Source organism: Streptosporangium sp. 'caverna' (assembly GCF_003203775.1).
GTDB lineage: Bacteria > Actinomycetota > Actinomycetes > Streptosporangiales > Streptosporangiaceae > Streptosporangium > Streptosporangium subroseum.
The window spans coordinates 10,210,490-10,228,147 of the sequence record NZ_CP029711.1 but is presented as its reverse complement, the minus strand read 5'-3'; the positions used below and the strand labels follow the sequence as shown (position 1 = coordinate 10,228,147).

General features: G+C 66.9%; 15 protein-coding genes and 1 rRNA gene. 7 read left to right on the top strand and 9 right to left on the bottom strand.

Annotation, left to right across the window (positions count from 1 at the left end; translation table 11 throughout):
- Nucleotides 1–317: 317 nt before the first annotated feature.
- Nucleotides 318–434: ribosomal RNA gene (rrf, locus tag DKM19_RS44170) — 5S ribosomal RNA — on the top strand.
- 316 nt (nt 435–750) lie between these two features.
- Here the strand turns inward: rrf and DKM19_RS44165 are convergent.
- Nucleotides 751–1,542 (bottom strand): PhzF family phenazine biosynthesis protein, encoded by a 792-nt coding sequence (locus DKM19_RS44165; RefSeq protein WP_110704594.1) that lies wholly within the window; start codon nt 1,540–1,542, stop codon nt 751–753.
- A 190-nt stretch (nt 1,543–1,732) separates the two neighbouring features.
- Between DKM19_RS44165 and DKM19_RS44160 the strand changes: the two genes are divergently transcribed.
- The gene (locus DKM19_RS44160) at nt 1,733–2,125 is read left to right on the top strand and encodes a cell division protein SepF (RefSeq protein ID WP_089213443.1); all 393 of its coding nucleotides are present in this window, start codon (nt 1,733–1,735) and stop codon (nt 2,123–2,125) included.
- Nucleotides 2,126–2,490: 365 nt separating this feature from the next.
- Here DKM19_RS44160 and DKM19_RS52330 read toward each other — a convergent pair whose 3' ends face one another.
- The 4 genes from DKM19_RS52330 to DKM19_RS44135 all read right to left on the bottom strand — a co-directional run bounded on the left by DKM19_RS52330 (nt 2,491) and on the right by DKM19_RS44135 (nt 7,734).
- Nucleotides 2,491–3,972 carry a hypothetical protein gene (locus DKM19_RS52330; RefSeq protein WP_239513923.1) on the bottom strand — a complete coding sequence of 494 codons (1,482 nt, stop codon included), beginning with the start codon at nt 3,970–3,972 and terminating at the stop codon, nt 2,491–2,493.
- Between the two features lie 143 nt (nt 3,973–4,115).
- On the bottom strand, nt 4,116–5,861 hold the full coding sequence (gene argS, locus DKM19_RS44145; RefSeq protein ID WP_110704592.1) for an arginine--tRNA ligase: 1,746 nt from the start codon (nt 5,859–5,861) through the stop codon (nt 4,116–4,118).
- A gap of 94 nt (nt 5,862–5,955) precedes the next feature.
- On the bottom strand, nt 5,956–6,990 hold the full coding sequence (gene plsX, locus DKM19_RS44140) for a phosphate acyltransferase PlsX (protein WP_369987346.1): 1,035 nt from the start codon (nt 6,988–6,990) through the stop codon (nt 5,956–5,958).
- 72 nt (nt 6,991–7,062) lie between these two features.
- The gene (locus tag DKM19_RS44135) at nt 7,063–7,734 is read right to left on the bottom strand and encodes a DUF1707 domain-containing protein (RefSeq protein WP_110704588.1); all 672 of its coding nucleotides are present in this window, start codon (nt 7,732–7,734) and stop codon (nt 7,063–7,065) included.
- A 172-nt stretch (nt 7,735–7,906) separates the two neighbouring features.
- Between DKM19_RS44135 and DKM19_RS44130 the strand changes: the two genes are divergently transcribed.
- The gene (locus DKM19_RS44130) at nt 7,907–9,226 is read left to right on the top strand and encodes a KamA family radical SAM protein (RefSeq protein WP_110704587.1); all 1,320 of its coding nucleotides are present in this window, start codon (nt 7,907–7,909) and stop codon (nt 9,224–9,226) included.
- 531 nt (nt 9,227–9,757) lie between these two features.
- Nucleotides 9,758–10,759, top strand: coding sequence for a hypothetical protein (locus DKM19_RS44125; protein ID WP_110704585.1), 1,002 nt, complete (start codon nt 9,758–9,760; stop codon nt 10,757–10,759).
- Nucleotides 10,760–10,876: 117 nt separating this feature from the next.
- Here the strand turns inward: DKM19_RS44125 and DKM19_RS44120 are convergent, their stop codons facing one another.
- The 4 genes from DKM19_RS44120 to DKM19_RS44105 form a co-directional block, all read right to left on the bottom strand.
- Complete coding sequence (locus DKM19_RS44120) at nt 10,877–11,056, bottom strand: hypothetical protein (protein WP_089213437.1); 180 nt, start codon at nt 11,054–11,056, stop codon at nt 10,877–10,879.
- Between the two features lie 81 nt (nt 11,057–11,137).
- Nucleotides 11,138–11,656 carry a YbhB/YbcL family Raf kinase inhibitor-like protein gene (locus DKM19_RS44115; protein ID WP_204358499.1) on the bottom strand — a complete coding sequence of 173 codons (519 nt, stop codon included), beginning with the start codon at nt 11,654–11,656 and terminating at the stop codon, nt 11,138–11,140.
- Nucleotides 11,657–11,710: 54 nt separating this feature from the next.
- Complete coding sequence (locus DKM19_RS44110; RefSeq protein ID WP_110706414.1) at nt 11,711–12,508, bottom strand: ABC transporter ATP-binding protein; 798 nt, start codon at nt 12,506–12,508, stop codon at nt 11,711–11,713.
- A 64-nt stretch (nt 12,509–12,572) separates the two neighbouring features.
- A complete protein-coding gene (locus tag DKM19_RS44105; protein ID WP_110704581.1) occupies nt 12,573–13,508 on the bottom strand; it encodes an ABC transporter permease in 936 nt (311 codons plus the stop codon).
- A gap of 513 nt (nt 13,509–14,021) precedes the next feature.
- On the opposite strand from DKM19_RS44105, the gene DKM19_RS44100 reads away from it, so the two are divergent.
- The 3 genes from DKM19_RS44100 to DKM19_RS44090 all read left to right on the top strand — a co-directional run bounded on the left by DKM19_RS44100 (nt 14,022) and on the right by DKM19_RS44090 (nt 17,649).
- Nucleotides 14,022–15,662: an ABC transporter substrate-binding protein gene (locus tag DKM19_RS44100; protein ID WP_110704579.1), complete on the top strand. Its 1,641-nt coding sequence runs from the start codon at nt 14,022–14,024 to the stop codon at nt 15,660–15,662.
- Between the two features lie 117 nt (nt 15,663–15,779).
- Complete coding sequence (locus DKM19_RS44095) at nt 15,780–16,718, top strand: ABC transporter permease (protein ID WP_110704577.1); 939 nt, start codon at nt 15,780–15,782, stop codon at nt 16,716–16,718.
- Complete coding sequence (locus DKM19_RS44090; protein ID WP_110704575.1) at nt 16,711–17,649, top strand: ABC transporter permease; 939 nt, start codon at nt 16,711–16,713, stop codon at nt 17,647–17,649. The genes DKM19_RS44095 and DKM19_RS44090 overlap by 8 nt, the downstream gene beginning before the upstream one ends.
- The last annotated feature ends 9 nt before the right edge of the window (nt 17,650–17,658 follow it).

Below are 17,658 nucleotides of genomic sequence, written 5' to 3'. Positions count from 1 at the left end.
CCCACCACGAAAGTGGGTAAGGCCCCCGGGAGACGACCGGGTTGATAGGCCGGAGGTGGAAGCATGGTAACGTGTGGAGCTGACCGGTACTAATAGGCCGAGGACTTGACCACAAAGCAACAGTGCTTCTTGATGGTCGGTGTGGTTGCTGCTTGCAGTTCTGTATCCTTCGCCGGGTCCGGAACAGCGCGTGACCGCTTGGATAGTTGAGAAGATTGTGTTGCCCGCGTCCACTATGTGATTCTGAAACAGCAAACACCGCCGCCCGTGGCAGCAATAAAGCGGGTGTGAGTGTGTGGTTGATTGTTTAATAGGGTTACGGCGGTTATGGCGAAGGGGAAACACCCGGTTACATTCCGAACCCGGAAGTTAAGCTCTTCAGCGCCGATGGTACTGCACCGGGGACGGTGTGGGAGAGTAGGTCACCGCCGGACAATCTTTCAGAGAAGGGTCACCCCGTTTGGGGTGGCCCTTTTCTGCGTTCACCCACCAGCATGACCTGGAATCACCTGCGTTACTCGGAAGGGGGTCCTGCCATGCGGCGTGGACCCCCTTTTTTCGTGTCCGGGGAGGGGGTCGTCCTGCGGGGCACGGACCCATTTTTTCGTTTCAGGGGCTGGTTCGCTGCCGGCATTGCTGATCCGATGGCTTTTGGCCCGGTCGCCGGCCGATTGTCATTGGCTCAAGACTTGAGGGCACTCCACCAGGAGAGAAGCGTTATCCGCTGAGAGCCCTCTCGTACGGCCGGCTTCAGGCGTGTAGCTCTCCCGAGAGTACGGTGACCGCGTGTCCGGCCAGCTCGACTCGATCGCCTCTCATGGTTGTACGGACGATACCGCCCCGCTCGGAGAGTTGAGCTCCGACCAGCGCGTCGGTACCGAGCTTGCCTGACCAGTAAGGCGCCAGGGCGCAGTGGGCGGAGCCCGTCACCGGGTCTTCGGGGACGCCGACCCGGGGGGCGAAGAAGCGGGACACATAGTCGGCGTCGGACGACTGGGATGCTCGAGCCGTCACGATGATTCCTCGTGCGTCCACGGCCTCCAGGGCGCGAAAGTCAGGAGAGACGGCACGCACAGCCTCTTCGGACTCGACTTCTACGAGATAATCCCAAACATTTTTTCCGGTCCAGAGAGGTTTGACTCCCAGCGCCTCTATCAGGCCGGGTGGCGGGCTCACTTCTGTGAGTACTTTTACTGGGAAATCCATGGTGATTAAACCGGATTTATCCCTGGTCGTAGACAGGATTCCACTCTTCGTTGAGAATTCGAGGGTTTCCGGGACCGTTTCTGTGGAATACAGCACATGCGCTGTGGCCAAGGTCGCATGCCCGCACAGGGCTACCTCGACCGATGGCGTGAACCAACGGAGCGAATACGGCTCGCCGTCTTCCCCTCCGAGCAGGAAGGCCGTCTCCGAGTGCCGCATCTCCGCTGCCAGGGACTGCATCCAGGCGTCGGGGACCGGATTACCAAGTACGCAGACCCCTGCGGGGTTACCCTTGAAAAACTGGTTGGTAAACGAATCGACCGTATAGATACGCATGACGTGATGCTAACGGTCTCGGTAATAACCAGTCGAAACCAGGGTAGATGATCAGGTAAACCTGTGCGGTAGCCGTACAAAGTGGAAATAAGTACTGGGCGTGTCGCATGGCGAACTTCTGGTCGTCGGTTACCGTCCAAGATGTAGGGACAAGCCGACTGCGGCGTGGTCCTGAGGAAAGGACAAGCCGATGGGGGCAGTGCGCAAGGTGGCAAGCTACCTTGGCCTGGGCGGGACAGAGCAGTATGACGAGTCCTACGACTACGAGGATGAGGTCGAGGGCGAGGAAGAGGACTGGCAGCCTGCCTCCGAGCGTGCGGCCAAGCGCTGGCGCGCGATGACCGAGCCTTCACGGATCGTGATGCTGACTCCGCGAAAGTACAACGACGCACCGATCATCGGACGGCACTTCCGCGAGGGTCAGACCGTCATCATGGATGTCAACGGTATGAGCACCGCTGAGGCCACGAGGATGGTCGACTTCGCCGCGGGTCTGGCCTATGGCTGCGAGGGTCGTATCGAGCGCATCGCCGAGAAGGTCTTCCTGCTGGCTCCGGCCGAGGTGGAGATCACCACCGGCTGATCCTGGAAAACAGCCGGAACGTGTCCCCCCCGCGTGCCGGCGTTCTCCTGGATCGGTGTGGTGTCCGCTATCCGTGCCGGCGTTCTTCTAGATCGGCGTGGTGTCCACCGCATGTGGCCGCCTTGGATCAGCACAGTCTGCGTCACATGCGGGTGCTCTGGTTCCAACACGGCTCCCGTCACATGCGGGATGTCCCGGTCGGCATGGTTTCCGTCACACGCCGGTTCGGCGTGCCCTGTGCCACGTGGCTGTCCCGGCCCAACGCGGCGGGTCGAATGCGGCTGCCCGGTCTGGTGTGATCCCCAGTCCGTGCCGCTGCCTCGGTCTGGGCTGGTCTACATCCCGCTGACACCTGGCCCGTCCGGTTAGCCGGCGCGGGGGCCCCTGCGGAGCAGGCGGGTCAGCTCGGCCAGGTCCGAGGTGGCGGTCTGGGCACGGACCTCGGCCTCGCGGGCGTACTCATGCAGGGCCCACACCGCGCCCTGCGCCATCTCCCGGAGTTCGGAGAGCTGCGCGACGACGTATTCGGCGTCCGCCTGCTCGCGCTTGCGCCTGCGCCACAGCCGATGGCCTCCCACCGCGGCCAGGATCAGCCCGAGTGCCGCGAGCGGCAGTGCCACCGGGATGGCGAGTGCGATCACCAGGGCCACCGCACCGAGAGCGAGCAGCGCGTAGGCAAGCCAGGGGCGGCCGCGGACCGGGGTGCCGTCGATGCTGATGCGCTCCTCGGCGGCGGCCAGCGACTCGGCGTCCGGGCCCTCGGGACGGAGCGTCACGCGGTGACCGAGGATGGGCATGACGACCGACTCCGGAGGCGTGACCTGGGTGGCCTGCACAAGGCTCTCGGCTGCCGTTCGCACGATCGGAGCGGCCACGTGAAGGGCGATGGCGGCCTGGTAGCGGTGGGAACCGGGTTGCAGGTCGCTGAGGAGATGGCCTCCGAGGGAGCTCATCGGACCCTCGACCTCGTTGGAGCCGATCAGGTGCCGGAGCACGGTCAGCGGCTCGCCATCGCTCCATGCGGCCGGATCCTCCAAGGGATCAGCCGGGTTTCCTTCATTTCGTGCGGCCGGTCCGTCCGGGGAACCGGTCGGGTTTCCCCCGTTTCGTGCGGCCGGTCCGGCCGGGTTTCCGGGGGTTCCCTCGTTCTGGGCGGTGGTCCGTTCACCCGGAGGACCGGCGGGATTCCCCCTGGCGCCTTCCCGATTTCCCCCAATGTTCTCCCGGACTGAAGTGATCTCGGCGCAGCGGTCGCGCAGACGGGTCAGCTGGGCGGCCGCCTGGACGGGCTCGGCGAGCTCGGGGAGCTCGGCGAGCCCGGGGAAGTCGGACAGGGACGGCGGCACCACCGTCGACGGGTCGTCCGGGGTCAGGGCGCGCAGCCACCGGTCGGGCTCGGAGGCGGTGGCCGAGGCCACCGCGTCGAGCTTGCGGAGCACGAAGATCTTGCCTGCGGGGCCGTACGCGCCCCTGGCGGCGGCGAGCCAGAGGGCTCGCTGGCCGTGGGTCACCGGGCGGTCCAGGGACAGCTCGCCGAAGGCGATGCCCAGCCAGGAGGCGTGGATCTGGTCGCCCTGGCCGGCGACGGCGAGGGCGAGGCAGAGGAAGAGCGCGGTCCGCTGCTCGTCGCGCTGCGCGGCGCGGGCGAGGGGTTCGAGTGCCTCCTCGCCGTCCATGAGCAGAGTGAGAGCCTCGACGGCCGGGGCCAGCCAGTAGCCGGGCACATCGATGGGCTTGGTCGGCATCCCGGAGGAGGTGGCACCGGCGGCCAGGTTGGTCAGGAGCGCCTCGGCATAGCGGTGCAACTCCGTCCCCGCGTGGGGATGCGCGGTCAGGTCTGTGCTCAAGGCAGAGAACTCTCCGAAGTTGTGACCGATGACCGCGCCAGCGTAGTGCGCCTCGGACATGCCCGCGGGGAGGCACGCCGAAAGCAACTTTGCCAGATGATCGCCTTAACCTGGCGAATCAAGGCGATCATCCGGTGGACAGATCACATTCGCTCGGGCACGGGGACGCCGAGCAGATCCAGTCCGGTCTTCAGCACGTCCAGGGTGAGGGCGCACAGGGCGAGTCGTGAGGCGCGCGTGGCCGGATCGACGTCGTCCTTCAGGACCGGGCAGTTCTCGAAGAACGTGGTGAAGGCGCTCGCGGTGTCGAAGAGGTAGGCGGCGAGCTTGTGGGGCATCGAGCCTTCCGCCATCTCCTCGACGGCCGCGCCGAACCCGAGCAGCTGCAGGGCCAGGGCGCGCTCGGCCGGATGGCCGAGGACGATCGGACCTGTCGTCTCGGACGGGTCGACCCCGCCCCTGCGGAAGATGGAGCGGATCCGGGCCTGGGCGTACTGCAGGTAGGGGCCGGTGTTTCCGGTCAGGGCGAGCATGCGGTCGAAGTCGAAGACGTATTCGCTGTCGTGGCTGACCGACAGGTCGGCGTACTTGACCGCGCCCATGCCGACGGCGTGCGCGATCTCCGTGCGCTCCGCCTCGCCGTACTCCCTGTCCTGGATCGCCGCGGCGGCCCTGGTCTCGGCCTCGTCGAGGAGATCCAGGAGCTTGATGGACTCACCGCTCCGGGTCTTGAACATCTTGCCGTCGCTGCCCAGCACGCTGCCGATCTGGACGTGCTCCGCACGGACGTGGTCGGGCAGCCAGCCCGCGATCCTGGCGGAGTCGAACAGCATCGACATGTGCATGGCCTGCGTCACGCCGATCACGTAGAGGAGCCGGTCGGCCTTGAGGTCCTGGACCCGGTAGCGGATCGTCGCCATGTCGGTGGTGGCGTAGCCGTACCCGCCGTCGCTCTTGCGGATCATGAACGGGAGGGGCTGGCCCTCGCGGCTGATGTAGCCGGGCGGGAAGACGCAGAGCGCGCCCTCGCTGACGACGGCGATCCCGCGCTCCTGCAGGTCGTCGCAGACCTGGGCGAGCATGGAGTTGTACATGCTCTCGCCGGCGATGTCGTCGTCGGTCAGCGTCACGCCGAGCTGGGTGTAGACCTTGTTGAAGTAGCGGACCGTGGCGTCCATGAAGATGTGCCACAGACGCATGGTCTCCGGCTCTTCGCTCTGGAGGGTCACCACCCGCGTGCGGGCGCGCTTGTTGAACTCCGGGTCGCCGTCGAACTTCGCCCGCGCGGCCTGGTAGTAGGCGTTGCCCTCTCCGGCCTCGAGCTGGGCGACGGCGGTCTCCTCGCCGATGTCCAGCAGGTGCTCGATGAGCATGCCGAACGGCGTGCCCCAGTCACCCAGGTGGTTCTGTCGGATGACCTTGTTGCCCAGGTGCTCGTGGACCCGGGCGAGCGCGTCGCCGACGATGGTCGTGCGCAGGTGACCGACGTGCATCTCCTTGGCCGCGTTGGGCGCGGAGTAGTCGATCACGACGATCTGCGGCGAGGCGGACGGGGCGACGCCGTGGCGCGGGTCGGCCAGAATCTCGGACGCCTGGGCCGCGATCCAGTCGTCGGAGAGCGTGAGGTTGAGGAAGCCGGGGCCGCTGACCTCGACGGTGCCGGGGAAGGGCTCGTCTCCGGCGCTGCCGGTGAGGTGGTCGGCGATCTCCTGGGCGACCTCCCGCGGGGCTCGTCGCAGTCGCTTGCTCAGGCTCATCGCCACGTTCGCCTGGTAGTCGGCGAACTGGGAGGGACGGATCAGCGGATCTGCGTCGGCGTACTCCGTACCGAAGGCGGCGGCCAGCGCCTGCTGGACGCGCTCGGTGAGTACGAGCTGCGGGTCGGTCATGGCCTAAGGGTATCGGGTACCCGATCGTGGACCGGCTGCATTTCCGGGGATGCCACGATCTTGAAAACCGATCAGGGCACGGCCGGATGAAGTGTCACCAGAGGCGGTGCGACCGGTGGGTGCCGGCGAGACGTTCGCCGATGCGGTTCACCACACCCTCCTGGGCCAGCCTGGCCGCGAGCACGCAGGCGGCGCTGATGCCCTTGGCGTGCGAGTCTCCGTGCGCGATGACCACGGTGCCGTTCAGTCCGAGCAGTACGGCTCCGCCGTGGACCTCGGGGTCCAGGCGCCGGTAGAGCTCCCTGATGCGTTTCTTCTGCAGCAGCCCGCCGAGCCTGGCCGTACGGCTCTCATTGATCGTCTCGCGGAGCTCGGCGAAGGCGTAGCGGACGCTGCCCTCCATGGTCTTGAGCGCGACGTTGCCGGTGAAGCCGTCGGCGACGATGACGTTCACGGTCCCGGAGAGCAGGTCGTGACCCTCGATGTTGCCCGCGAAGACGAGCCCCGGGGCGGCAGAAAGGAGCTCGTGGGCTCGTTTGACGAGCTTGTTGCCCTTCTCCGGTTCGCTGCCGATGGTCAGCAGGCCGATCCTGGGCTCGCTGATCCCCAGGGCGGTCTCCGCGTACGCCGCGCCGAGGTGGGCGAACTGCACCAGCATTTCGGGCTTGACCTCGGCGTTCGCCCCCGCGTCGAGCAGGATGGTGGGATTCGGACGAGTCGGCAGGGCGACGGCGATGGCGGGCCTGAGCACTCCCGGCTGACCGCGGAGCCGGAGCTTGCCGGTGGCCACGATCCCGGCGGTGGATCCGGCGGAGACCACGGCGCAGGCATCGCCTCGCCGTACGAGATGGCAGGCGACGGCGATGCTGGAGCGCGGGCGGCGCAGGCTGGCGAGGGCGCCCTCGTCCATGGCCAGTGCCTCCTCGGCCCGGACGATCGGGATCTCGGCGGTCGCGTCGTGCCGGTGGAGCGCCTCGGCGAGCGGGCGGGGGGCACCGACGAGAACGACGGGAATCCCGTGCTCTCTCACCGCCTGTACGGCTCCCGCCACGATCTCGTCCGGGGCGTGGTCGCCTCCCATCGCGTCCAGAGCGATCGGAATGACGCCGGGGGCGTCGGTATCAGGCAAGCGGTCACCTCGCGCGGGATGGTTTGTCCGCATCGTAGGCGGGGTGAGGGACCGGTTGGGTAGCCGGGGCGATCAGGGCTTGTCGGGGAGATTCCAGTCGGTTCTCTCCCTCGCGACGATGATCTTCCCGAAGGTGGCCCTGCCGACGACTTTGATCACCGGTCCGCCCTCGCCGCCGAGGCCGCCCGAGATGTGCCGCTTGGCGAACAGTCCGCTGACCTCGTCGATGACGTGGGCGTTCTCGGGCACTCTGACGATCAGCTTGCCACAGAAGGAGGTGAGCTCAAGCGTGATCTCCCGGCCGGGCAGCACCGCGTCGGACAGGTCGACGATCAGCGCGCCGAAGGTGGCGCTCAGCGCCGTGTGCCGTCCGGCGACCCAGCGTCCACCCCGCACGACCTTGCTGAAGACGGCGGTGACCTCCTGGCGGCCGGCGGCGACCCCGGGCGAGGCGGGTGCGTCGACGTCGGGCAGGTCACGGGTGATCGGGACGAGCTCGTCCACGGTCACGGAGTTGTAGGTCGCCTCGAGGCGATCGGCGTGCTCGACGCTGGTCAGCCGGCCGGTGGCGAGTGCCTCGCTCAGTACGGCGGCCACCCGGTCGCGGTCGGCGTCGGACGCGCGCAGAGCGGGGGCGGCGTCGAATGCGCGCAGAGTGGGGGCGGCGGGGGCAGGGCCGGATGCGCGCGGGGCGGGTGTGCGCCCGGCCTCTGACGTGCGCGGGGCGGGATTGTGGGGCGTCATGAGGTCGAGTGTACGACGATTCGAGATATATCGCGATAGGTGTTTACCGGCGAACTTACTCCGTAATGGAACCGTCAGTAGGGGTAATTACGTCCTGGTAATAAACGACATAGACGCACGACCATCTAGATAGGTTTACGCCAAGAGCAACAAAAACGAAGGGCAAGGATTAGTGATCTTGAACGAAGGCTCTACACGGGGATTCCGGGCCTACACCTCCAAGCATCTCGACGGCCTGCTGCAGCGAGGCGGCATGGGGGACGAGGAGCGGCTCCGGATCAGGGCGGTGGCGACGGTGCTGCCCTTCCGCACCAACGCCTACGTGGTGGATCAGCTCATCGACTGGTCGGCCGTTCCCGAGGACCCCATCTATCGTCTGGTCTTCCCTCAGGCGGACATGTTGCCCGAGGCGGATGTCACCAGGCTGGCGAGCCTTCTGAACGCCGGCGCACGAAACGCCGAAATCCAGGCGGCGGCGAACGAGGTCAGGATGCGGCTCAACCCGCACCCGGCGGGCCAGCTGGAACTCAACGTTCCGCGCATCGGCCAGGAGCCGGTGCCCGGTATGCAGCACAAATATCCCGAGACAGTGCTCTTCTTCCCCAAGCAGGGACAGACCTGTCACGCCTACTGCACCTACTGCTTTCGGTGGGCGCAGTTCATCGGGGAGCCCGACCTGAAGTTCGCCTCCGACGACGTCGACAGTCTTGTCGGCTATCTGAAGGAGCACCCCGAGGTGACTAGCGTGCTGTTCACCGGAGGGGATCCGATGATCATGAGTGAGGCGGTGCTCCGCCGCTACCTGGAACCGCTCCTTGAGGTGGAGCAGCTCGAGTCCATCCGCATCGGCACCAAGTCGCTGGCCTACTGGCCCCAGCGGTTCGTCTCCGACCCGGACAGCGCCGACACGCTGCGCCTGTTCGCCTCCGTCGCGGACGCGGGCAAGACCCTGGCCTTCATGGCGCACTTCTCCCACCCCAGGGAGATGGAGTCTCCGATCGTGGAGGCCGCCGTGGCCGGGATCCTCTCCACCGGTGCGGTGATCAGGACCCAGGCCCCGCTGATCAGGTCGATCAACGACGATCCCGGGACCTGGTCGTCCATGTGGCGCAGGCAGCTCACCATGGGCATGGTGCCCTACTACATGTTCGTCGAGCGGGACACCGGACCGCAGGAATACTTCGCGGTGCCCCTCGCGCGGGCGTACGAGATCTTCAGGGACGCCTACGCGAGCGTCTCGGGACTGTGCCGCACGGTGCGGGGCCCCTCCATGTCGGCCACGCCCGGGAAGGTCTGCGTGGACGGAGTCGCGGAGATCGCCGGGCAGAAGGTCTTCGTGCTCCACCTCATCCAGGCGCGCGATCCCGAGCTGGTCGGGCGTCCTTTCTTCGCGCGGTACGACCCGAATGCCGTGTGGCTCACCGACCTGCGGCCGGCGTTCGCGGACCGCTTCCCCTTCGAGCCCGCGACGGTCCAGCGGCTCTCCGCCTGATTCGTCCGGGATCCAGCGACGATCCGGCGACTCTGCGCCTGATCCGTCAGGGAGTCCGCGACGGTCCAGAGGCTGTCCGCCTGATCCGTCTGGTCAAGCGGGCATCCGGTAAATGGAAAATCTGACCCCACGGCCCGTGACCTCTTTTTCCCCCTTCTTTTCCAGCTCATTGTTCTCCAGGGCGTGAAGGTACGCTTCGGACCTCTGCGGTATTTGCGGCATAAGGATTGACGGACCGTAATCCTTCGCGATGCTATTTCCAGATTTACCGGCCGCGCCGGGTGGGCCTCTACGCCCGCCCGGCGCCCCCATGCTGGGGCTCCAGGCCCTGCTCACGCGGGTAATCTGATCTTCATGGGCTGGCTTTGGACTCCCTCGTGCTGGTGATACAAATGCCGAAGCAGCTTCCGGCCGGTGTGTTTCGTGTAGCTCTCCAAATCGCACCCGTCGGTAATCCGGGGTCTCAGGCTCGCCCTTTCTGGCTGTTTTCAAGAAATCGGGCGGGCCGACTACATGCTGGAAAGGCAAATCATGAAGCGAGTCATCAAGACAGCCGTGGCCGTGGCCGCGTTCGGTCTCGCGGCGGGGATCTGCGCGCCCGCTCAGGCACAGACGTACGACGCCTCCGACCTCATCAACGGCCTTGGCGGGTCGAGCCCGATGGCCGGCCTGGGTACCGGAATCATCGACCTCGGCATGAACCAGTCCAGCTTCGCGGGCGGGCAGTTCGTGGGCGGGCCGTACGGTGGCGGGCAGTTCGCGGGCGGCCAGGGGATCGTGTCCTTCGGCGGACAGGGTCTCGGGTTCCGGCGTGCCCGGAACGTCTCCGTCGACAGCCACTACATGCCCTGGGCGCCCATGGAGAGGCTCGTCTGCGTCTCCGGGGACAACCCCGCCTACGGCCCCGCCATGAGCCCGATGGCCGGACCGGTGCCCGTGGCTCCCTCCGGCCCTGAAAGCCTCGTGGCCGGCCCCGGCGGCCCGGTCATCCCGACGCCGGAGTTCGGCGGGACCGTCCAGCCCTCCGTCGCGGAGGCCGCGGCCCTCGCCGGGCAGCAGCCCGAGGCCGCCGCCCTCGTCGACGTGGCGCAGCAGCCCGCTCCGCCCGTGGACGCCGCGGCCCCGCAGCAGGCGGCTCCGCCCATGGACGCCTCGGCTCCGCAGCAGACCACCGAGCAGACCGCTGAGCAGGCGGCCGCAGCCGCGGCCGCGCAGCAGCAGGCGGCGGCACAGGCCGGCGCTCCGGTCCCGCAGGCCGACCCGGCCCCGCAGCAGGCCGCCGAGCAGGCGGGTGCCCCGGCGGCCCCGCAGATGGGCGCTCCGGCACCGCAGGTGGGCGCTCCGGCTCCGCAGCAGGGAGTCTCGCAGGCTGAGGCCGCGACCGTCACCTCGGCCGTGGAGCCGGTCGTCGGCTCCGCGGCCGAGGTGCTCGCACCGGTGAGCGACGCCGTCGCGGAGGGGGCCACCGCCGCCGTCGGCACTCCCGTGGCCGGCGCGAGCATGGACAGCACCCAGCTCATCGCCACCAGGTAGTCCCGCGAAGGGGGACCGAACGGCGCTGCGGCGGGCGGAGCCGAACGGTTACGGCAACAACGGTTAGGGCAACAGGGAAACCGGCCGGTGCATGGCACCGGCCGGTTTCTCGTCTGTTCAGTGACTTGGTCCCCGCACGGAGGTGCGACGGGCGATCTGAGCCTGCAGCCTGGCCATCTGCCAGTGCAGTTCGATGAGCTGCTCAGTGAGCTGGAGTCGGGGAATCTCCGATGGGTCCTCTGTGGCCAGGTGGTCGATCGCGGTCGACAGCTCCAGCATCGCTCGCCCCCACTCCATGACGGCTTCCTAGGATCGAAACAACGTTCGAATCATAGCGGAACGCCGATCGCGATGTCAGTCGATTGCCCCTTGGACCACTCAGGTTTCGTACACAGGTGCGATATATCCGCGGGCCAGGGTGTGAGCGGTGATGTTGAAGCCGACGACGGCGGGCGGCGTGTCCCTGTCGACACCCAGTTTCTCCACGTCGAGGGCGTGCACCGCGAAGATGTAGCGGTGCGGGAACCCGGGCGGCGGGGCGGCGCCGCCGTACGCGTTGATGCTGTAGTCGTTGCGGCCGTGAACGCCCAGGTCACCCTCGGCGCCCGCTCCGGCCGGCAGCTCGGTCACGTCGGCGGGAAGGTCGAACAGCAGCCAGTGCCAGAATCCGCTGCCGGTGGGGGCGTCGGGGTCGAAGCACGTCACCGCGTAGCTGAGGGTGCCCTCGGGGGCACCGGACCAGCGCAGGTGCGGGGAGACGTTCTGGCCGTCCGAACCCCAGTCGTTGAACACGTGGGTCTTGGCCAGGGTCTCACCGTCGCGGACGTCGTCGCTCTCGACGGTCAGCGCCGGAACCTGGGGCAGGAAGTCATATGGAATCGGTGGCCGTGAGGACACGATTCACCTCCGATGAGAAGCGTCTTGTCGGTCGCTCCTCATCTTGCCCTGCCGTCAGACGGCGTTGTACGCCTCCAGGACCGTCTTCGGGTCACCGTCCATCTTGATCTTGCCCTTGTGCAGCCAGAGGACCCGGTTGCAGGTCTCCTCGATCACGTCGAGGTTGTGCGCGACCAGGAAGACCGTGCCCGCCTCGTCGCGCATCTTCTTGATGCGATCCTGGCTCTTGCGCTTGAAGTCACGGTCGCCGGTGGCCAGGGCCTCGTCGATGAGCAGCACGTCGTGTGCCTTGGCCGAGGCGATGGCGAAGCGGAGCCTGGCGCCCATGCCGGAGGAGTAGGTCGACATGGGGAACTGCACGAACTCGCCGATTCCGGAGAAGTCGACGATCTCGTCGTACTTCTCCTTCACCTGCGCGGGGTTCATGCCCATGGCGTAGCAGCCGAGGACGATGTTGCGCTCACCGGTGAGCTCGCGCATCAGCGCGGCGTTGACGCCGAGCAGGGAGGGCTGGCCGTCGGTGTAGACCGCGCCCGAGTGCGGGGGCAGCAGACCGGCGATGGCGCGCAGCAGGGTGGACTTGCCGGAGCCGTTGCGGCCGACGATGCCGATGGCGTCGCCGTGGCGGGCCACGAAGGAGACGCCGCGGACGGCGTGGATCTCCTTCATCTGCGGCCGGCCCTGGCGCTTGAGAAGGCGCATGAGGGCCGTGGCCGCGTTGCCCTTCTCCGCCTCCGTGGCCGCGCCGTACACCCGGTAGATGATGTGCAGGTCGTCCACGATGACCGTCGGGGTGCCCGCGCGGTCTTCGCCGGACTCTGGACTACCGGAGGGCTCCGGATTGGGGTGCACCCTGACGTCCGTGCTGGGGACGCCGGAATCCTCGGCCTTCACTCGGGACAGCTCCTCAGTCGACTCAGCCACGGCCGTACTTCTCCTCGGCTCGCCAGAAGTACCAGAAGCCACCGACCACTGCGAACACAGCCCAGAATACGCAGACCATCCAGATGTACGACCGCGGCTCGTGCGTCTGCATCAGGAGGTCACGCATGAGCTCGATGTAGGCGGCGGCCGGGTTGAAGTACATGATGTCGGCGACCCACTGCAGTGCCTTGTTGGAGCCGGCGACCTTGTCCTCGATCGAATAGAACACGCCCGAGGCGTAGAGCCAGGTGCGCATGATGAAGGGCAGCAGCTGGTTCAGGTCGCGGGCGGTGGCGCCGACGCGGGCCAGGACCAGGCTGGCGCCGATGTTGAACATCGTCTGCAGCGCCAGCGCAACCGGGATCAGCAGCCAGTACCAGGTGATCGGCTCGCCGGTGACCAGAACCAGCGCGACCAGCACGCCCATCGAGATCAGGAGCTGCTGGAACTCCTGGATCGTGTAGGCGAGCGGGAGCGCCGCGCGGGGGAAGTGCAGGGCGCGGATCAGCGACAGGTTGCCGGAGATCGCCTTGGCGCCGCTGCTCACCGAGCGCTGGGTGTAGGTGAAGACGAACATCCCGGTGATGAGGAAGGCCGGGTAGTTCACGATGTTCTTGTTCGCGCCCAGGATCAGGCCGAACATCAGGAAATAGATCGCGGCGTTGAAGAGGGGAGTGAGGACCTGCCAGAGCTGGCCCAGTGCTGAGTTGCTGTACTTCGAGACGTTACGCGAAGTGGCGTACGTCATGACGAAGTGACGTCGTTCCCACAGTTGACGCAGGTAGACGGGCAGACTGGGGCGTGCGATGGCACGCCGAAGTCCGTAACGCTTGGCGAGCTTGGCCAGCGGCTCTTGCCCCTGCTCAGGGGTGCCGTTATTCGGGCCGCCCGCCTGGGCGTCCGCGACCGCGGATTCCGGCTGGCTCATGGCAAGGACTCTATTGGATGCGAGTGGATGAAGTGCCTGCGGCGGGGTCCCGCCGCACACATTGGACGCGATCTCCAGGAAAGAGGTTCCGGGGCATCCGGGGTAATTGCGCGGTTCGCCTGCGAGCCACCGGCTCTCCTGCGACGCGGTCAACGGTAACCCAGGCGAGAGCCGTCCGCGGGCAACGGATGCGAGCACTCTTCGCGCGGGGGTATTTTGACGTGACCGTTCACGTCCCGCGTGTCCTTACATGCCCTTTTTATACATACTTGAGAACTTGGCGCGGTCGAGCTGGCAGACTTGTGGCGCCGAACTGGCTTACACGTGACCGAACTGTTACATCACAGAGACAACTCGGTGTGGAGTGGTACGGGATAGTCGCGTCCGACTGGTGTGGCGTCAGCGCGCAGGCCAAGATCGCGGAGCTCGGAGGACCACGACATCCTCCTCCGCGTTGCCTGACCTTCGGGAGATCAATGTCGACGCCCGCCTGCAATGGGAGGAAATACCGTAATGCGTTTTACTAAGGGCGCCCGGATTGCCGCCGGCACCGCAGTGCTCGCCCTGGGGCTGGCCGCGTGTGGCAGTGCGACTTCCACGGGCGGGGGGTCGGCCTCGGCCGATCAGCCCGTGCGCATGGAGCTCGGTGAGCCTCAGAAGCTCTTCTATCCCGGCGACACCGTCGAATCCGAGGGCGCCGAGGTCTTGGCGGCCGTCTTCGCTCCGCTGGTGACCTACGACGACGAGAAGCAGGTCGTCAACGCGGTCGCCGAATCGATCGAGACCACCGACAACAGGGTCTGGACGATCAAGATCAAGCCTGGCTACACCTGGCAGGACGAAAAGGGCAGCCCGCTGGTCGCGCAGAACTACGTCGACGCGTGGAACTACGCCGCCAACCAGGACAACGCGCAGGGCGCCAACGGCTTCTTCAACCGCGTCGAGGGCTGGGCCGACCTCAACCCGGGCGAGGGCAACAGCGTCGCCGAGGGCGGGAAGATGAAGGGCCTGAAGGTCGTCGACGAGAACACCTTCCAGGTCACCCTCAGCACGCCGTTCTCGCAGTTCAAGACCATGCTGGGCTACACGGCGTTCTACCCGCTGCCGCCCTCGGCCTTCGGCGACGACGGCAAGATCACTGAGGCGTACGCCAAGCAGCCGATCGGACAGGGCCTCTTCCGGTTCGACAAGCCCTACAACAAGGGCACCGACCAGACGATCAACCTGACCCGGTACGACAAGTTCCCGGGCAAGAAGCCGAAGTTCGACAAGCTTCAGTTCAAGCTCTACACGAGCCCCGAGACCGCGTTCAACGACCTCGCCGCGGGCAACCTCGACATCCACGACTCGCTGCCCCCGTCGGCGATCTCCCGGGCCAAGGCGGAGTTCGGCGAGCGCTACATCGACCAGGCCGACGCGACCATCGCCTACATCGGCTTCCCGCTGCAGTACAACAAGACCTACGCGAACGTGAAGGTCCGCGAGGCCATCTCCCTGGCCATCGACCGCAAGACGATCGCCGAGACGGTCTTCTCCGGCACCCGCGCTCCGGCCGACGACTTCATCAACCCGCTGCTCGACGGCTACCGCCAGGGCGCCTGCGCGGTCTGCACCTACGACCCCGCCAGGGCCAAGACGCAGTACACCGAGGCGAACGGCCCGAAGACGCTGGAGCTGGGCTACAACTCCGACGGCCCGCACAAGGAGTGGATCGAGGCGGTCGCCAACAGCCTCCGCGCCAACCTCGGTGTCCAGGTCACGGTGAAGCCGTTCGAGAAGTTCGCCTCGATCCTCGACGACCTGGACCAGAAGACCTACGGCGGCATGTTCCGCATGGGCTGGGCGATCGACTACCCGTCCGCGGAGAACTACCTGACCCCGGTCTTCTCCACCGTGGCGATCAAGACCGGCTCGAACTACGCGGGCTGGTCCAACAAGGAGTTCGACGAGCTCCTCGCCAAGGGCGACAGCGCTCCGACGCAGGCGGAAGGGCTGAAGTTCTACCAGCAGGCCGACGACATCCTCATCAGGGAACTGCCGTACATCCCGGTGTACTTCTACCGGATCAACGCCGCGTTCTCCCAGAACGTCAAGGGCGTCAAGATCAACCTGCTCAACCAGGTCGAGTGGGCCGAGATCGAGAAGACCGTCTGACGGATGGCCGAGGGCCGGGCTGTGAGCCCGGCCCCACTGGCCGCCCGGAGCGGTCTCACGGCATCACACCCCCATCGGTGCCGGAGGCGGCCCGGGCGGCATGTACGGGAGGCTTGAATGGGCCGCTACATCATCAGGCGCCTGGTGCAGGCGATACCTGTGCTGCTGGGCGCCACCCTGCTCATCTACGCCATCGTCTTCGCGCTGCCCGGTGACCCCGTCGCGGCGCTGGCGGGCGAGAAGCGGCTGGACCCCAACATCGTCGAGGTTCTGCGTGAGCAGTACCACCTGAACGACCCGTTCCTGGTGCAGTACTGGCACTACCTCACGGGCCTGTTCAGAGGCGACTTCGGCGACACCTTCGCGGGCGTGCCGGTCACCGACATCATGGCCGGCAAGTTTCAGGTGACCATCAACCTGGCGGTGACCGCCCTGGTGATGGAGGCGGTCGTCGGGGTCGGCCTCGGCCTCTACGCGGCGCTGCGCCACGGCAAGGCCCAGGACTCGCTGATCCTCGCCGCCACGCTGGTGCTGATCTCCGTTCCCACGCTGGTCACCGGTTTCATGCTTCAGCTGCTCCTGGGAGTGAAGCTCAAGCAGGCGGGAATCGACCTCTTCCCCGTCGCGGGCGCGGCGGAAGGCCTGCGCAGCTATCTGCTGCCCGGCTTCGTGCTCGCGGGGGCGTCGATCGCCTACCTCACCCGGCTCACCCGGACCAGTCTCGTGGAGACCCTGCGCGCCGACTACATCCGCACCGCGGTGGCCAAGGGCCTGCCCCGGAGGCGGGTCGTCGGGCGGCACGCGCTGCGCAACGCGCTGATCCCGCTGATCACCTTCCTCGGCGCCGACCTCGGCACGCTGATGGGCGGTGCGGTGATCACCGAGGCGATCTTCAACCTGCCCGGTATCGGCCAGCAGCTGTTCACCTCGGTCTACCTGCGGGAGCAGCCCGTGGTCGTCGGGATCGTGACCGTGCTGGTGCTGGTCTACATCCTGGCCAATATGGCCGTTGACCTGCTCTACGCCGTGCTCGACCCAAGGATCCGCTATGAGTGACACCCTTGCCCCGGACGTCAGGCGGGGCGCGAAGCACGGCAAGCGGGGCAGGAGGGCCTCGGCTCCCAAACCCGAGAGGGTCGCGAGCCTGTGGACCGACGCCTGGTACGACCTGCGCCGCCGCCCGCTCTTCATCGGCTCGGCCGCTCTGATCACCGTTCTGATCGTCATGGCGGTGTTCCCCTGGCTCTTCACCTCGGTGGACCCGTTCGACGCCGCGACCTGCCAGCTGGGCGAGGCCCGGCAGGGCATGAGCGGGATTCACTGGTTCGGCACCGACAACCTCGGCTGTGACGTCTACGCCCGCACCGTCTACGGCGCCCGCAACTCGATCGTGGTCGGCGTGACTACCACCGTCATCACCGCGCTGGTGGGCGGCCTGCTCGGCCTCGTCGCCGGGTTCAAGGGCGGTGCGCTGGACACCGTGTTCTCCCGGGTCACCGAGATCTTCTTCGCGATCCCCTCGATCCTCGGCGCCCTGCTCATCCTGGCGGTCTTCCGTACGGGCAACGTGTGGACCGTCATGCTCGCGCTGGCCGTGCTGACCTGGCCGATGACGTTCCGCATCATGCGGGCCTCGGTGCTCACCGTCAAGAACCAGGACTACGTGACCGCGGCCAGGGCACTCGGCGCCTCCGCGCCCCGGCTGATGTTCCGGCACATCTTGCCGAACGCGATCGCCTCCGTGATCGTGGTCTCCATGATCAACCTGGGTAGTTTCATCGCCGCCGAGGCGGGCCTGTCGTTCCTCGGCGTGGGACTGCGCTCCCCCGACATCTCGTGGGGTCTTATGATCGCCGATGCCCGGGAGCGCTTCCTGGAGGCCCCGGGACCGCTGCTCTTCCCGGCGATCTTCCTGAGCCTGACCGTGCTGGCCTTCATCATGCTGGGCGACGCCGTACGCGACGCCCTCGACCCGAAGCTGCGGTAAGGGGGACCA

Coding starts and splice junctions, on each gene's coding strand:
- DKM19_RS44165 (WP_110704594.1), bottom strand. CDS start 1,542: ATGCGTATCTATACGGTCGATTCGTTTACCAACCAGTTTTTCAAGGGT.
- DKM19_RS44160 (WP_089213443.1), top strand. CDS start 1,733: ATGGGGGCAGTGCGCAAGGTGGCAAGCTACCTTGGCCTGGGCGGGACA.
- argS (WP_110704592.1), bottom strand. CDS start 5,861: ATGACCGACCCGCAGCTCGTACTCACCGAGCGCGTCCAGCAGGCGCTG.
- DKM19_RS44135 (WP_110704588.1), bottom strand. CDS start 7,734: ATGACGCCCCACAATCCCGCCCCGCGCACGTCAGAGGCCGGGCGCACA.
- DKM19_RS44125 (WP_110704585.1), top strand. CDS start 9,758: ATGAAGCGAGTCATCAAGACAGCCGTGGCCGTGGCCGCGTTCGGTCTC.
- DKM19_RS44120 (WP_089213437.1), bottom strand. CDS start 11,056: ATGGAGTGGGGGCGAGCGATGCTGGAGCTGTCGACCGCGATCGACCAC.
- DKM19_RS44105 (WP_110704581.1), bottom strand. CDS start 13,508: ATGAGCCAGCCGGAATCCGCGGTCGCGGACGCCCAGGCGGGCGGCCCG.
- DKM19_RS44100 (WP_110704579.1), top strand. CDS start 14,022: ATGCGTTTTACTAAGGGCGCCCGGATTGCCGCCGGCACCGCAGTGCTC.
- DKM19_RS44095 (WP_110704577.1), top strand. CDS start 15,780: ATGGGCCGCTACATCATCAGGCGCCTGGTGCAGGCGATACCTGTGCTG.
- DKM19_RS44090 (WP_110704575.1), top strand. CDS start 16,711: ATGAGTGACACCCTTGCCCCGGACGTCAGGCGGGGCGCGAAGCACGGC.